Raw genomic sequence first — 16,199 nt, 5'->3', positions numbered from 1 at the left:
TTCCGGCATACGTGGGTTCGATCCCCATCAGTCGCCTTTTTTTATTGGGCTATAGCCAAGCGGTAAGGCAAGGGACTTTGACTCCCTTATGCGTTGGTTCGAATCCAGCTAGCCCAGTTTTATTTTTAAACAATCAAATTTGACGATGGCGGTATAGCCAAGTGGTAAGGCAGAGGTCTGCAAAACCTCCATCACCGGTTCAAATCCGGTTACCGCCTTATTCGATTTTATTGATTGCCTATCTATCTTGCCGACGTGGCGGAATTGGTAGACGCGCTGGACTCAAAATCCTGTGCCCGCGAGGGCGTGCCGGTTCGATTCCGGCCGTCGGTATAAATAAAAAAACCAAACGTGTAAACAACGTTTGGTTTTTTTGTATAGATGAAGTTATTATTTAATAATATTTTTACATTAAATTATTGCAAACACAGTCGTTTTTTTGCTATGATGAGTGTAATGTTTGGAAGCGCTTTATCTTTAAAGCATACTAGTACTTATTACTAAAAAAAGGAGGATTTTTATTTCTGTCATATATTCATCTTTTAGTAAATATATATTGTAAGTATAACTATTTATAAGGGAGTGAATTAAATGTCAACTAAAGAAAATTTTCAAAAATCAGAAATAAATAAAGAAAACCCTATTTTCTCATCTTTACGTTCTGTTGTAGAAACAGCTATGTACGGAAACAATGTGAGAGAGATAACAAATATAACTGAAGCTTATACACTCGCTTTGAATTCACCAGTAACAATAGTAACAGATCTATTAGTTAAATATCCAGAAAAATTAAATCTTCCAAATGGTGCAAAAGTATTAGTAGAAAATGGTGGAGCAATCGTTGGAAGAACAGCCGTTGCAAGAAGAATTTTTGGCAATAATAAAGAAGAAGATATAAAATTAGCCGCAATTGCTAGAGAAGCTATTTATCAAGGTTCAATAAAAGAACGTTACAAAGCTAGTGCATATGTAGGTTTGGATGAAGAATTTATGATAAAAGCGCATCTATCTGTTCCTAAGGGGCAAGAAAATAATTTATATTCTTGGTTATTAAATTTTCAAATTACAAACGAATTTTATAATGATATGTATTCTAATTCACATGAAATAGAAGCAGGAGATATCTATATTTATTCTGATCCATACTGGAAGCATCCAGATTATCCTCTTGGTCTTGCTTATTTTGATACGGATCATAATGTTGCTTTAATATTAGGACTTAATTATTTTGGAGAATTAAAAAAAGCTACGTTAACTTTAGCCTGGGGAACCGCTCATAGAATTGGTTTTGCATCGTGTCATGGTGGGCAAAAAAAATTCGAACTTCCTGGAAATAAAGATTATGTAGCAGCTTTCTTCGGATTATCTGGTTCAGGAAAATCAACTCTGACTCATGCTAAACATAACGGGAAGTATCCTATTGAAGTTTTGCATGATGATGCATTTATTATTTCATTAGATGATGGTTCGTCTATAGCATTAGAACCAGCATATTTTGATAAAACACAAGATTATCCTTCCAATCATAGTGAAATTGATTATTTTGTAACTGTTCAAAACGTTGCTGTGACTTTAGACAATCATAATAATAAAGTACTATTAACAGAAGATATAAGGAATGGGAATGGTCGTACTGTAAAATCACGTTACTCAACACCTAATAGAGTTGACCGTTTCGAAGAGCCTATTAATGCTATCTATTGGATTATGAAAGATGATAGTCTTCCACCAGTTGTTAAAATAGATGATCCAATTCTAGCAGCTAGTTTTGGTGCTACTTTAGCTACAAAAAGATCAACTGCAGAGCGTTTAAAAGAAGGTGTAGATATGAATAAGTTAGTGATTGTACCTTATGCTAATCCTTTTAGAGTTTATCCTTTATCTGAGGACTATGAGCAATTTAAACATCTTTTTGAAGTGAATAGAATCGATTGTTATATTATAAACACTGGATTTTTTTTAGAGAAAAAAATTACACCCGCTATTACTCTTGAAAGTATAGAAGCTATAGTAGACAAAACAGCTGAATTTAAAGTGCTTGGAGATATTGAACAGTTAAAATATATGGAAATAGATGGATTTAAACCAGATTTTAATGACGAAAGTTACAAACAATTAGTTCAAGAAAGACTACAAATGCGTGTAGATCATATTATCGAAAAAAATGCAGAAGGTGGTATGGATGTGTTACCAGATGAAGTTTTAGGAGCACTGAGAAACACCATTAAGATAAATTAATTTAATATGCTGTTTATTGGACTAACTTTGAGCTATTCTTTTTTATATTATAGTAAATAACACTACCTCAGCTAGGTTCATTTTCTTTACAAATAACTTTGATAAATGAGTAGAGTTTCGCTATAATTCTATAAAAGACGGTTATTAAAGAGAAGAGGAATAGACTTATGAATTCATTAAACGAACAATTTAGCCAGAGATTATCTGTTTTAGAAAAAGAATATAAGAATTATCTTGAAGAACCAATGGATTTAAATATAACACGAGGAATTCCAAGTGTTAATCAGTTAGCGTTATCTGAACCAATGTTGGGATTATTATATAAGCCAGAAGATTTTTTGAGTCAAGGGAATATAGATATTCGAAATTATGGAGAACTAACAGGTATTTCAGAGGCAAAGGAACTATTTTCTACTATTTTAGGAGCAACAAGTAAAGAGACTCTTATTGGAGGGAACTCAAGTCTAAGTCTAATGTATTTAGTTTTAACGAGTAAATTATTTACAAGTCCATCTTCTTGGAATGCAGAAAAATCTGTTAAATTTTTATGCCCAAGCCCAGGATACGATCGTCATTTTTCAATGACTGAAAAGTTAGGAATCGAAATGATTCCAATTAAAATGGATGAAAATGGTCCAGATATGGATGAAGTTGAGCGTTTGGTATCAAAAGATGCAGCAATAAAAGGGATCTGGTGTGTACCTACGTATAGTAACCCTACAGGTATTATCTATTCAGATGAAGTTGTTGACCGTTTAGCTAAAATGAAAACAAGAGCTTCTGATTTTACGATAATGTGGGATAATGCTTATGCGGTTCATCATTTAACCAATGACACTAGAGTTGCTAAAAATATCTTAGCTGCTTGTAAAAAAGCAGGTTACCCAGAGCGACCGTGGATGTTTTGTTCAACTTCAAAAATTACGTTTCCAGGAGCAGGAGTATCAGCGATAGCTGCTTCAGAAAAAAATATAAAATTATTGAGCAATGAATTAAGTTACCAAACTATTGGTTATGATAAATTGAATCAAATGCGACATGTTAAATTTTTAAATAACAGCAATCAAATAGCAAAACATATGGAAAAGCACGCATCTATTTTAAAACCTAAATTTGATTTAATTCAAAAAAAATTAAATGAGCGATTTAAAGAAAGTAACCTATTAACTTGGACGAATCCAAAAGGTGGTTATTTTGTTCACTTAACAACTTTAGATGGTTGTGCAACGGAAATTGTTAAATCATTAGACAAAATTGGAGTTAAGGTAACTAAAGCTGGAGCAACTTATCCAAATGGGAATAATCCTAAAGATAATAGTATCCGTTTAGCTCCTACTTCAGTAGAATTAGCAGATTTAGAAAAAGCAATGGATATCATTGGATTATGTATTGAAATGATAAGTCTAAAAAAAGTAATACTAGTAAGAAATTAGATGAAAAAGAGATAGCGACTTTAAATTATGGGTTGCATCTCTTTTTTATTTTGCGTATAATTCTAATCAGATTAAAATATGATTAAGAAAAGAGGAGAGAAAGTGGAGATTTTTAAATTAATAGGAATATTAATTATTGTAGTAGGCTTTATGTTAAAATTTGATACGATTGCAGTAGTGTTAGTTGCTGCTTTAGCCACTGCATTAGTTTCAGGAATTTCCATTGTGGAATTTTTATCATTATTAGGAGATGCATTTGTGTCTAATAGATTGGTTACTTTGTTTTTACTTACATTACCAATGATTGGACTAACAGAAAGGTTTGGATTACGTCAACAAGCCGTAAAATTGATTGAAAAGATGAAAGGATTGACTCCAGGACGTTTGCTATCATTATACATGGTAATTCGAGAATTAGCAGGATTTTTCTCTATTCGAGTACAAGGCCATACTCAATTTATCCGTCCATTAGTTGAACCAATGACTCAAGCTGCTGCAGAAACAAAATATGGATCTATGGACGAAGTAGATATTGAGCGAATTAAAGCTCGTTCAGCAGCCACTGAAAACTATGGAAACTTCTTTGCACAAAATACATTTATAGCTGCTTCAGGTGTATTATTGATTACTGGAACTTTGGAATCTTTAGGATATAAAGTTTCAGCCGTTTCAATTGCACTATCTTCAATACCAGTCGCATTGATTATGTTAATTCTCGTAACGAGTTCAAATATAATTTTTGATAAAAAATTAGAAAAAAAATATGGTGAAAAAGCAAATTTATCGTCAAAAAAGGAGAGAAATGACTAGTGGAAATAATTTCAAGTAATATATTAGAGTTTCTTTTTATGATGATTGGATTTTTATTAGTATATACGGCATTTACGGTCTATAAAGATTACACTCACCCTACCCGTTTAGGGACGGCCTTATTTTGGTTATTATTAGGTATTGTTTTTGCTTTTGGTAAGTTTATCCCTTCAGAAATCAGTGGTGGTTTACTGATGCTAATGGGTGTTTTAACTTTATTCAAACAAGTCCGTTTAGGAAAAATAAAAACAGTTAATGAAGAGGAAGCAAAAAAATCTAGCGATCGATTGGGAAATAAAATATTTATTCCAGTTATTTCTTTAGCTGTTGTTGCTGTAGGAGTTACTCAGCTCACTCCATTAGGTGGTCAAGTTGGTATTGGGGCTGGAGCCATTGTTTCTTTAATTACAGCAGTTTTAATTACTAAAGCGAAGCCAAAACTTATTTTAGAAGACGGAGATAGAATGATTCAACAAGTGGGAATAACGGGAATACTGCCTCAGTTATTAGCCGCTTTAGGCGTTATTTTTACAGCAGCTGGTGTAGGTGATGTGATTGCTAGTGGGATTTCTGTTTTTGTACCAGAAGGAAATCGTTTATTAGGCGTAATAGCCTATGTCTTAGGAATGGTTATTTTTACAATGATCATGGGTAATGGATTTGCTGCATTTACAGTTATAACAGCTGGAATAGGTATTCCATTTGTTATAGCTCAAGGTGGTGATCCAGTTGTTGCAGGAGCATTAGCCATGACAGCTGGATTTTGTGGGACGCTATTAACCCCAATGGCTGCAAACTTTAATGCTTTGCCAGCGGCTTTGCTAGAAATGAAAAATCCAAACGGAGTAATAAGAGAACAAGCACCATTTGCAATCATTATGATTGGAGTTCATATTGTCTTAATGTATTTCTGGGTTTTCTAAGTAAATATGAAGAATAAATATAATAGAAAAGTGGGGTATTAAAAAAATGAAAATTTTAGTAACAGGATTTGATCCTTTTGGCGGTGAAAAAATCAATCCAGCACTTGAAGCGGTTAAGATGTTAGCAGATACGATTAATGGAGCGGAAATAAAAAAATTAGAAATACCAACAGTTTTTGGGAAATCAGCCTTTGTTGTGAAAGAAGCTATAAATGAATTCAATCCAGATGTTGTCTTAAATATAGGACAAGCCGGAGGAAGATTTGCTATTTCGCCTGAACGAGTTGCTATAAATATTGATGATGCTCGAATTCCAGATAATGAAGGAAATCAGCCAATTGATTTAGTTATTCAGAAAACCGGGAAAAATGCTTATTTTACGCAGTTGCCTATTAAAGCAATGGTAACAGCTATGCAAGGTATAGGTATACCCAGTATTGTTTCAAATACAGCCGGAACTTTTGTATGTAATCATATTATGTATCAAGTACAATTTATGATTGATATGGATTTCCCTGATATTAAAGCTGGTTTTATTCATGTGCCTTTCATTCCAGAACAGGTAGTAAAACAATCTAATCAACCTTTTATGAGTCTAGATGACATTACTAGAGGTTTAACAGCAGCTATTGAGGCGATTGTTAGTTTTGATGGAAAAGAAGATTTGAAAGCAATTGGAGGTGCTATTCACTAGTATGAAAGAGTCACAGCAGTTGCCTATTTTTGTTTATGGCAGTTTAAAGGTAGGCAAGCACAACCACTCTTTGTACTTGGAAGGAAAAGTAAAAGGTGGGGCAAAAAAAGGAAGGATAAAAGCTTCACTTTATGATTTACCGTATAAAGGATATCCTGCTGTAATCTCAGATGAAAATAATATGAGTTGGGTTTATGGTGAAGTTTATAACTTAATAGATTTTGAAGAAACAATTACTGCTTTAGATAACTTAGAAAATTATTATGGTCAAAGTTCATTTAACAATGAATACGTTAGAGAGATTAATGCAGCTGAAGTCTGGAATGCTGATAGTAATAAGTATGATCTTTTAGAAGTTTTTGTTTATTTTTATTGTGAAAAGAAAGATGTAAAATTCTTGGAATTAGCTACTCATATAAAAGAAGGTTCTTGGCCAAAATCTGAATAATTGCAAACACTAAAGACCTAAAAAATTAGAATTTATTTCTTAGTTTTTTAGGTCTTTTGTTTTTGTTTTTAAAAAAAAAGATAGATAGTACTTGAAATTTAAATGTTTATTTCTGAATGATAGTTTTCTTAGATAATAATTTTCAATTCATTTATTTTTTCAGAAAAACTGTTCATACATTCTTCAGCCTAAGAAATAAGAATAGATATTATTCGGTATTTTTATAATGAATTTCAAGAAAAGTGTTAGCAATAGTTAATGTTTTTTCAAAGTGAAAAATCTAGATTCTTTAAAGAAAGAAGGAAATCAGTTATACCCTGTGGTATTTTAATCACCCTTTCTAAAGTATCTTATTAGCGCACTTAAAACATTCTGGCTAGAAAAGTGATAAATAATACTATTTTATTTTAACTAGATATAAATAAACTGTAAAAAAATGACTTTGAAATGTTATGATTTAAACTCTTAAAAATGATATAATATAAGGAATAACAAGTAGAGTGTTCTTTAAGAGACAGTGAGGTAAAGAAAGAGGCTAGAGTGTGAAGAAAATAGAATCAGCAAATGAATTTTTAAAAAAAAATATGAATCTCTTTGAATGTCCAGTATGTCATTGTGAATTTAGAAAGATAGAAAAAAATAGTTTACAATGTACAAATGACCATTCATTTGATTTGTCAAAAAAAGGAACTATTTATTTCTTGTTAAAAGGCTCAAAAAATGAGTACAATAGAGAAATGTTAGAAGCAAGGTATAACATTGCCCAAGCTGGTCTGTTTAACCCTTTACTAGAAGCTGTTTATAGTCACATTGAACATAAGACTGGAGGTAGCTTGTTAGATGTAGGTTGTGGTGAAGGCTCTCAACTAGATTATTTAACACAGTTAGGTTTATCTGGAAATAATATCGGATTTGATATTTCAAAAGATGCTATTCAATTAGCTGCTGGGAATTTTACAAGTGCTTTTTTTTGCGTAGCCGATTTAGCTCAATCTCCTTTTGCAACTAGAAAATACGATACAATTCTAAATATCTTTTCACCTTCAAATTATGAAGAATTTGAGCGTTTGCTAAAAAAAGACGGATTAATTATTAAAGTAGTTCCAGAAAATGATTATTTAATTGAATTAAGAAAATTATTTTATCACGATCAAAAAGAAAAACAAACTTATTCTAATCAGTTAGTCATTGAGAAATTTAAAGAGCACTTCTTAGAAATTGAAACTAGACGAATTAGTTATTCATTTTCTTTAACAAAAGAAAATTTTTTAGATTTAATGATGATGACGCCATTAAGTTGGGGAGCAAGTGAAGAAGCTAAACAATATGCAACAGATCATCCTTTGGCAAAGATAACAGTTGATGTAAGGTTATTGATTGGCAAGAATAAATCCTAAGGAAGAGGAGTTATCTAAAAAAATTTAGATAACGCAAATTATATATAGTATTTAATGAATTCTAACTTGCAAGTTATTCCTGTGGGTGTTATATTACGTATAAGCTATTATTATTCATTCGTTTTTATCAGGAATCCATCAGATTTTGATAAAAGTTAGTGAAACTTAATAATGCATCATTAACGTATCATTTCGCAGTGCTGGACACCGAAATGATACGTTTTTTTATTCTTTATTAAATTAGAGTGTCAAAATGAATAAAATTTTTTGTTGGGAGGAGTAGATTATTTTGGTCGTCTTACAGGCAGAATTGAAAGGAAAAATTATTGAAGAAAGCCAACGATTAGGTATCAATAAAATCGGGTTTACAAATGCGGAACCTTTCTTAGATTTAGAAAAAAAATTGATAGCGCAACAAGAAAAGGGTCATCATTCAGGATTTGAACATAAGAATATTCAAGAACGAATATATCCCGAGTTAATCTTTGAAAGTCCGCGTTCGATTATTTCAATTGCTTTAGCTTATCCGACTAAAATAGAAAATCCTCCAGAGCGAATAAAAGGTGAAAGACGAGGGGAATTTGCACGCGCCTCTTGGGGAACAGACTATCACGTTGTTTTACGAGATAAAATGAATCAATTGATAGAGTATATACGTAAAGAAGCTGGTGAATCAGTCACTTATAAGCCGATGGTTGATACTGGTGAACTAGTAGACGTTGCTGTTGCAAAAAGAGCAGGACTGGGCTTTATTGGTCGAAATGGTTTGTTAATTACTGAAGAATTTGGTTCTTATGTATATCTAGGAGAAATCATAACAAATTTAGATTTTCCAATTGATGAAGAAATACCTTTTGGATGTGGGGATTGTACAAGATGTGTAGATGCTTGTCCTACTGGAGCTTTATTGGGAGATGGGCGCATGAATGCAAAACAGTGTCTTTCTTATCAAACTCAAACAAAGGGTATGATGCCTGAGGAGTTTCGTAGAAGGATGGGTCATGTCATTTATGGTTGCGATATTTGCCAAGTTGTTTGTCCATATAATAGAGGTAAAAATGCAGGTTTTCATCCTGCAATGGAACCTGATGTAGAAAATGTTATGCCAAAATTAAAGCCTTTACTGACTATAAGTAACAAAGAATTTAAAGAAAGATTTGGCTACATGTCTGGATCATGGCGTGGAAAGAAACCAATACAAAGAAATGCTATTATTGCTTTAGGAAATTATCGTGATAAATCAGCTTTGCCTGATTTACTCTATTGTTTAGAAAAGGATCCACGTCCGGTTATTCGTGGAACTGCAGCTTGGTCGATAGCTAAGATTGTTTCTTATAAAGACGAAATGATTATTGAATTTTTAAAAGAAGTCTTAGATAGAGAAACAGATGAAGAAGCACAAGATGAAATCAATAAAGCCATTGATTTTATTAATATAAAAAAAGAAAAAAGAAAGTAATATTCAGGGGGAAAACGCACTATGCCAAATCATATTGTTTTATTTGAACCACAAATACCAGCTAATACAGGAAATATAGCGAGAACATGCGCAGGCACGAATACCCAGTTACATTTAATCGAACCACTAGGTTTTTCAACTGATGATAAGCATCTTAAAAGAGCTGGGTTAGATTATTGGAATGATGTAAATATTACGTATCACACTGATCTATCAGCATTTTTAAATATAGTTGGGAATGATCATCTCTACTTGATTACTAAATTTGGTAATCGTACGTATAGTGAACCGGATTACTCTAATGTGGACGAAAACTATTATTTTATGTTTGGAAAAGAAACAACTGGATTGCCAGAAAAATTCATGAGAGAAAATAAAGAAAAATGTTTAAGGATTCCTATGGACGATACACATGTCAGATCGCTTAATCTGTCAAATACAGCAGCTATTTTAGTTTATGAAGCTTTACGGCAACAAAAATTTAAAAATATGGAATTAACACATCACTATGAAAACGATAAGTTAGATTAGAAGTACGATATAAATAAATGAAATGGCAACCTTATGTTTATTGCAGAGGTTGCTGTTTTTTTCATTGCTACAAAAATACGTGAATGATAAAAACCAGCAGTAGACTTGCCGTTATTTTTTGTAACCGCTACAATAAGGAGAATTAAAATAAGTGAAATGAGGTTTTATAATGTTCCTTTTATTTAAAAAGTTAACACCTTTCTTTTTAGAACATAAAAAAAGATATGGATGGGCAATATTTGCTATGCTAATCGGGAATGGGCTTGTTCTGATTCCTCCATTTATTATTGGACAGGTTATTGATGGGATTTATTTGAACGAACTAACAGATACTATATTCATTAAGCAACTGATTTTGTTTATTTTTTCTATTATTATTTCTTATGGGATCGAAATATTTTGGGGTTATCAACTCTTTGGTGGGAAAAATGTATTAACGAGGCAACTACGTAGACAGCTGATGAATCATTTTTTGAAAATGCGTTCTGTATTTTATCGGAAGTTTAGAACAGGAGACCTTATGGCACGTGCAACGAATGATTTAGATGCTATTTCTGAAATGGCTGGTTATGGGATTATGATTGCGATGGATTCTACAGCGTTTTTCGGTGTTATTCTTTTAACTATGTTTTTAACTGTATCTTGGAAGTTAACTTTAGTCTGTATTTTACCTCTTCCTATCTTAGGGTATTTATTAAAAAAACTAGGAGATAAAGTACATATTCGATATAAAGAATCTCAGGATGCTTTTGCAGAAATTAATGATGAAGTCTTAGAGGCCGTAGAAGGTATAAGGATTATAAGAGCTTATGGTAGGCAGGATGATATGTCCCTACAGTTTGAGAGGAAAACGAATAAAGTTTTAAAAAAAAATATTTCTGTTGCAAAAATAAATTCTGCTTTTCAACCACTAATAAAAATTACATTAGGAATAAGTTATGTACTCGCTTTTAGTTTAGGAGCACTATTAGTTTCTAAAAATGAAATAACTATTGGGCAACTAGTTACCTTTCAAGTTTATCTCAGCATGTTAGTATGGCCGATACAATCAATCGGTGAATTAATCAATTTACTCCAACAAGGGAATGCGTCTATGGATCGCGTGATGGAAGTTTTAAATGCAGATGATCAGATGGGGAATTCTGAAAAAAGAGCTATTTTAAAAAACGGGACGATAAAATATGAACAAGTTACTTTTAGCTATCCAAATTCAAATCAATCTAATTTAAAGCAAATAAATTTAGAAATACCAAAAGGGACGACTTTCGGTATAGTTGGTAAAACAGGAAGTGGGAAAACAACCCTTATTCGTCAGTTATTAAAAGAGTATCCAAATGGTACTGGGAGGATTACTATAAATGGAATATCAATTGATACAGTAGTGAAAGAACAATTAAATTCAAAATATGGATATGTCCCTCAAGAGCATATCTTGTTTTCTGGTACGATTCGTAACAACATTTCTTTTGGAAAAAAGAATGCATCTGAAAGGGATATTAAAGAAGCACTACATCTAGCTAATTTTGATAGAGATTTAAAAAAGATGCCCAATGGATTAGATACCCAAATTGGAGAGAAAGGAATTTCTCTTTCAGGTGGACAAAAACAAAGACTATCTATCGCTAGAGCGTTAATAAAAAATCCTTCAATTTTAATCTTAGATGATTCTTTATCAGCAGTTGATGCACAAACAGAAAAAATAATTATTAATAATTTAAAAGAAAATAGAGGGAATAAAACGACCATTATTATTACTCATCGATTATCCTCTGTCTATCATGCGCAACAAATTATTGTGATGGATAAAGGCATGATTGTCGAAAGAGGAACCCATGAAGAATTAATGGTTAAAAAAGGCTGGTATGAAAAACAATTTATTCGTCAGCAATTGAAAAAGGAGGAGTAAATGTTATGAAGACTTTGAAAATACTATGGTCTTACTCATTGAAGAAAAAAAGTTATTTTTTTGTAGGTCTTACTTTATTAATTTTAGCTGTAATAACTGATTTAAGCGGTCCACTAGTGATTCGATATGTGATTGATGACATTATAGCACCCTCTAGTGAATCTGTGCTCAAGGCCAACAAATTAGTGTTATTCTTAGGTATTTTCCTAGTACTAGCTTTTTTAACAGCAATTTTCCGTTACTTTAGTTTTTTATTGTTAACAGTAGGTGCTAATACTGTTATAAAAATAATGAGAAATGAATTATACAGTCATGTACAAAAATTACCAGTCCGTTATTTCGATACGGTTGCTTCTGGAACAATTGTTTCTCGTATAACAAATGATACGGAGCAACTTCGTATCTTTTATGTGATATCCGTTGGACAAATGTTAACAAATTTTAGTTATTTAGTTGGTATATATATCGCTTTATTCCAGTTAAATAAATTTTATGCTTTACTTACATTTATGCTAGTTCCTATATTTTCTTTTTGGGCAATTATTTATCAAAAATATGCAGCACCTTTTAATAAAAAAATACGCCAGTTAATCGGAGAAATAAATGGAAAACTAAATGAAACAGTCCAAGGTATGACAATTATACAAGCTTTTCAACAAGAAGAGTTGGTCGAAAAAGAATTTGAAGAGACAAATAAAAAATGGTTTGATTACAGTCAAAAATTTGTTTTATTAGATTCAATTGCCTCTTATAGTTTTGTTGAAGTTATAAAAAACTTTTCTCTACTTGTACTAATTTTATATTTTGGAAAAGGATATATAAATGGGAATCTTCTGATAACGGTTGGCGTTTTATATGTTTTTATTGATTATACCACTCGTTTATTTCAACCAATTCAAGGAATCGTTTCTCAATGGTCTTATCTTCAAACTGCCTTAGCTTCAGCAGAACGTATTTTTGATATTATAGATTTACCCGTTGAGCTAGAAAATAGCCAAACTTATAAAGCATTAGAAAATGAAATAGTCTTTGAGAAGGTGTACTTTTCTTATGAAAAAGGTGAATATGTATTAAAAGATATTAACTTTAAAGCAAAAAAAGGTGAAACAACAGCTTTAATAGGACACACAGGATCAGGGAAAAGTTCCATAATAAATTTACTTTTTAGGTTCTATGATCCTGACAAAGGAACTATTTATTTAGATGATAATCCAACAATATCTATCTCCAGAAAAAATTTAAGAAAACAAATGGGAATTGTATTGCAGGATCCTTATTTATTTAAAGGGACCATTGCATCAAACATTACATTAAATGATTCAACAATTTCTCGTGAAAGAGTTAAAGAAGCAATTAAAACGATTGGTGGAGATGTAATTTTAACTGACATGCCACTAGGAATTGATCAACCTGTAACAGATAAAGGAAGTACTTTATCTTCTGGACAAAAACAGCTAATTTCTTTTGCTCGTGCTTTAGCATTTAATCCTGGAATACTAATATTAGATGAAGCCACATCTAATATTGATACGGAGACCGAAGCATTAATTCAAAAGGCAATGAATGTTGTAAAAGAAGGAAGAACAACGTTTATTATCGCACATAGATTATCTACGATAAGATATGCAGACCAAATTTTGGTTTTGGAGAAAGGTGAGATAGTGGAAAGAGGAACTCATGAAACGTTATTAAAATTAAATGGATTTTATGCTAATATGTACCAAACTCAATCTGAAGAATGAACGATTATACTTCATAGGGTTTAAATTAATCGTTCGCTAATTAGTATGAATAATAGTCTGGATCTAAGTATAAAGCTTTACAAAATATACGGGTGTGGGTATAATAATAAGTACGAAGGCGAGTGAAAAAACATGAAAAAAATTCTTATTAAAACTATTAAAGGCTATCAAAAAGGTATTTCTCCACTATTTCCGCCAACTTGTCGCTATTACCCAACCTGCTCAAGTTATGCAATTGGAGCAATTGAACAGCATGGCTCGTTAAAAGGAACAGCAATGGGTACTGCTAGAATATTAAGATGCCATCCATTCGTTCGTGGTGGTTACGATCCTGTGCCAACTAAATTCACATTAAAGAGGAATCAACCAAGTAAGAAAACAAATTAAAATATATTATGAAGGAGTTTTTTTAGTGGGAAATAATAAATATAAACCGAATATAAAAGTAATTAATCGAATAAAAAGATCTGAAGGTCAAATGAGAGGTGTTTTAAAAATGATGGAAGAAGGACAAGAATGTGAAAATATTGTCACTCAATTATCTGCTATACGTACCAGTATCGACCGCGCAATGGGCATTATTGTTGCTGAAAATTTAGTATTATGTGTTGCCGATACTAGTTCTAATCATGAAGAAAATATTCAAGAAGCAATTAATTTATTAGTTAAAAGTAGATAAAAATTAAAATCCTTATCCAGCTCAGTAATAGAGTGGATAAGGATTTTTTTAGTTTAAAAAGAATAATTGTATAACGAAAAGCACAGCAAAAATATATACAAAAGGATGGACGCTTTTTGCTTGTCCGCTAAAAAACTTTGTAATAGGATAGCTTATAAACCCTAACGCTAAACCAGTTGCAATACTTCCTGTTAAAGGCATAGTTAAAATAACAATAAAAGCTGGAAATGCCTCAGATAAATCAAACCAGTTTATTTCGGCTGTACTGGCCATCATAATAGCACCAACAATAACTAAGGCTGGTGAAGTAATCGCGGGGACACTAGAAATGACACTGAATAAAGGATAAAAGAAACTAGATAGAGCAAACATCACAGCAATGGTTAAAGCAGTTAAACCTGTACGTCCTCCTGCAGCAACACCTGTACCAGACTCTGCAAAAGCAGTTGTTGGACTAGTACCAAAAATAGCTCCTATAGTAGTACCAAGTGCATCTGATAATAATGCTTGTTTTGCATTTTTTAATTTACCATCTTTCATCAATCCAGCCCGTTTCGTTACCGCAATCATAGTTCCTGTAGTATCAAAAATAGTAATTAATAAAAATGAGATAACGGCACCATATAGACCATTCGAAACAACATCTATAAAAGGTGAAATTGGATTTGTAATCATTAGATCAGAACCGAAATCAGGCATTGCAATAATACCATCAAATTGAATCATTCCCATAGCATAACTAATAATTGTTATAACAACCATTCCAATAAATAAGGCACCTTTTACATTTAATATCATTAAACTAATACTTAAGATAATTCCAAATAACGTTAGCAAAACGCTTGGATCTTTTAAATTTCCTAAAGCTACTAAGGTTTCTTCATTCCCAACAACTACTTGAGAAAGCCTTAAACCTACAAAAGCTATAAATAAGCCAATTCCTGCTGCAATAGCTGATTTTAATGATTCAGGTATTGCACCTATTAATTTTTCTCTAAATGTTGTGAAAGATAACAGTAAAAAAATGATTCCCGCTACAAATACAGAAGAAAAAGCTGTTTTATAGTCTACACCACCAGCAACAACAGTTACGAAGTAGGCATTCAGACCTAGACCTGGAGCTATTCCGATTGGATAATTAGCAGCTAAAGCCATCCAAGTCGTTCCAACTACTGCTGAAACAATTGTTGCCATAAAGATTTGATTAAAAGGAATCCCTGCTGCAGATAAGATTACAGGATTAACGACAATAATATATGCCATTGTTAAAAAGGTAGTTAAACCTGCTAGGATCTCTGTTTGTACAGTTGTATTATTTTGTTCTAACTGAAAAAAATTCTTCAAACTATTTCCTCCTATAATTAAAAAATGACGCCATTTACCATCATAATTCTTTTGAAAACCGATTGCAATCAAAAAATGATTATTCTTTTGTTGTTTTTAATAAAAAAATGAATAAATAAATGAAAACGGATTAATTCATAAAATAAAAAGTTTAAACACGAACGATTATCATTCTTTTTGTTTCATTTGTCGTATTTTTATTTACACAGTCTATCTTAAATGATAGGATTAAATTGTTAAGACATTAAAAAAAATAAAAAAATGGAGGATTCATCAAATTGAAAAAAATTCACTCATTAAGTCTTATTACAGCTGGAGTCAGTATAGGTATAATTTTAGGAGCATGTGGAGCTGAAAGCTCTGCAAAAGAAAAAACTGATGGAAATAAGAATACAACTATTGGATTAGCCGCTGATTTTAGTGGGATTGATGATAAATCGTTTAACCAAGGAGCCTGGGAAGGTTTAAAATTATGGGGAGAAAAAAATAGTTTATCAAAGGGTGTTCAAGGATATGATTATATTCAAGCAGAATCAGCCTCCGATTATGTAATGAATTTACAAACATTAGCCAATAATAAGTTTGACACTGTTGT

Annotated in this window: 15 protein-coding genes and 3 tRNA genes; 17 read left to right on the top strand and 1 reads right to left on the bottom strand. The window is 31.9% G+C overall.

Annotation, left to right across the window (positions count from 1 at the left end):
* The first annotated feature begins 45 nt into the window (after nucleotides 1–45).
* The 16 genes from WBF61_RS07455 to WBF61_RS07380 all read left to right on the top strand — a co-directional run bounded on the left by WBF61_RS07455 (nucleotide 46) and on the right by WBF61_RS07380 (nucleotide 14,260).
* A tRNA-Gln gene (locus WBF61_RS07455) sits at nucleotides 46–117 on the top strand.
* Nucleotides 118–147: 30 nt separating this feature from the next.
* Nucleotides 148–218 (top strand) — tRNA-Cys (locus WBF61_RS07450).
* Between the two features lie 31 nt (nucleotides 219–249).
* Nucleotides 250–333, top strand: a tRNA-Leu gene (locus tag WBF61_RS07445).
* Between the two features lie 258 nt (nucleotides 334–591).
* The gene (locus tag WBF61_RS07440; protein ID WP_424255291.1) at nucleotides 592–2,238 is read left to right on the top strand and encodes a phosphoenolpyruvate carboxykinase (ATP); all 1,647 of its coding nucleotides are present in this window, start codon (nucleotides 592–594) and stop codon (nucleotides 2,236–2,238) included.
* Between the two features lie 167 nt (nucleotides 2,239–2,405).
* A complete protein-coding gene (locus WBF61_RS07435; RefSeq protein ID WP_424255289.1) occupies nucleotides 2,406–3,671 on the top strand; it encodes an aminotransferase class I/II-fold pyridoxal phosphate-dependent enzyme in 1,266 nt (421 codons plus the stop codon).
* A 102-nt stretch (nucleotides 3,672–3,773) separates the two neighbouring features.
* On the top strand, nucleotides 3,774–4,481 hold the full coding sequence (locus WBF61_RS07430) for a DUF969 domain-containing protein (protein WP_424255288.1): 708 nt from the start codon (nucleotides 3,774–3,776) through the stop codon (nucleotides 4,479–4,481).
* Nucleotides 4,481–5,404, top strand: a complete 924-nt coding sequence (locus WBF61_RS07425) for a DUF979 domain-containing protein (protein WP_424255286.1) — start codon at nucleotides 4,481–4,483, stop codon at nucleotides 5,402–5,404. The genes WBF61_RS07430 and WBF61_RS07425 overlap by 1 nt, the downstream gene beginning before the upstream one ends.
* A 46-nt stretch (nucleotides 5,405–5,450) precedes the next feature.
* Nucleotides 5,451–6,098: a pyroglutamyl-peptidase I gene (pcp, locus tag WBF61_RS07420; protein ID WP_424255284.1), complete on the top strand. Its 648-nt coding sequence runs from the start codon at nucleotides 5,451–5,453 to the stop codon at nucleotides 6,096–6,098.
* A gap of 1 nt (nucleotide 6,099) precedes the next feature.
* Complete coding sequence (locus WBF61_RS07415) at nucleotides 6,100–6,546, top strand: gamma-glutamylcyclotransferase family protein (RefSeq protein ID WP_424255282.1); 447 nt, start codon at nucleotides 6,100–6,102, stop codon at nucleotides 6,544–6,546.
* Between the two features lie 542 nt (nucleotides 6,547–7,088).
* Entirely contained in the window at nucleotides 7,089–7,943 is an 855-nt protein-coding gene (locus tag WBF61_RS07410; protein WP_424255281.1) for a methyltransferase domain-containing protein, read from the top strand.
* A gap of 289 nt (nucleotides 7,944–8,232) precedes the next feature.
* Complete coding sequence (queG, locus tag WBF61_RS07405) at nucleotides 8,233–9,402, top strand: tRNA epoxyqueuosine(34) reductase QueG (protein ID WP_424255279.1); 1,170 nt, start codon at nucleotides 8,233–8,235, stop codon at nucleotides 9,400–9,402.
* A gap of 21 nt (nucleotides 9,403–9,423) precedes the next feature.
* On the top strand, nucleotides 9,424–9,933 hold the full coding sequence (trmL, locus tag WBF61_RS07400; RefSeq protein WP_424255278.1) for a tRNA (uridine(34)/cytosine(34)/5-carboxymethylaminomethyluridine(34)-2'-O)-methyltransferase TrmL: 510 nt from the start codon (nucleotides 9,424–9,426) through the stop codon (nucleotides 9,931–9,933).
* Between the two features lie 169 nt (nucleotides 9,934–10,102).
* Complete coding sequence (locus WBF61_RS07395) at nucleotides 10,103–11,839, top strand: ABC transporter ATP-binding protein (RefSeq protein WP_424255276.1); 1,737 nt, start codon at nucleotides 10,103–10,105, stop codon at nucleotides 11,837–11,839.
* Nucleotides 11,840–11,844: 5 nt separating this feature from the next.
* Entirely contained in the window at nucleotides 11,845–13,581 is a 1,737-nt protein-coding gene (locus WBF61_RS07390) for an ABC transporter ATP-binding protein (RefSeq protein ID WP_424255274.1), read from the top strand.
* A gap of 132 nt (nucleotides 13,582–13,713) precedes the next feature.
* Nucleotides 13,714–13,968 carry a membrane protein insertion efficiency factor YidD gene (yidD, locus tag WBF61_RS07385; protein ID WP_424255272.1) on the top strand — a complete coding sequence of 85 codons (255 nt, stop codon included), beginning with the start codon at nucleotides 13,714–13,716 and terminating at the stop codon, nucleotides 13,966–13,968.
* A gap of 25 nt (nucleotides 13,969–13,993) precedes the next feature.
* On the top strand, nucleotides 13,994–14,260 hold the full coding sequence (locus tag WBF61_RS07380; protein WP_424255270.1) for a metal-sensitive transcriptional regulator: 267 nt from the start codon (nucleotides 13,994–13,996) through the stop codon (nucleotides 14,258–14,260).
* A gap of 48 nt (nucleotides 14,261–14,308) precedes the next feature.
* Here the strand turns inward: WBF61_RS07380 and WBF61_RS07375 are convergent, their stop codons facing one another.
* Nucleotides 14,309–15,604, bottom strand: a complete 1,296-nt coding sequence (locus tag WBF61_RS07375; protein ID WP_424255268.1) for an NCS2 family permease — start codon at nucleotides 15,602–15,604, stop codon at nucleotides 14,309–14,311.
* A gap of 278 nt (nucleotides 15,605–15,882) precedes the next feature.
* Between WBF61_RS07375 and WBF61_RS07370 the strand changes: the two genes are divergently transcribed.
* On the top strand, nucleotides 15,883–16,199 hold a 317-nt coding region (locus WBF61_RS07370; protein WP_424255266.1), incomplete at its 3' end, for a BMP family ABC transporter substrate-binding protein.

The sequence above is a fragment of the Carnobacterium sp. genome, assembly GCF_049673005.1.
In the GTDB taxonomy this organism is placed as follows: Bacteria; Bacillota; Bacilli; order Lactobacillales; family Carnobacteriaceae; genus Carnobacterium_A.
The sequence above is the reverse complement of the archived record's forward strand: the minus strand, read 5'-3'. Positions and strand labels throughout refer to the sequence as shown.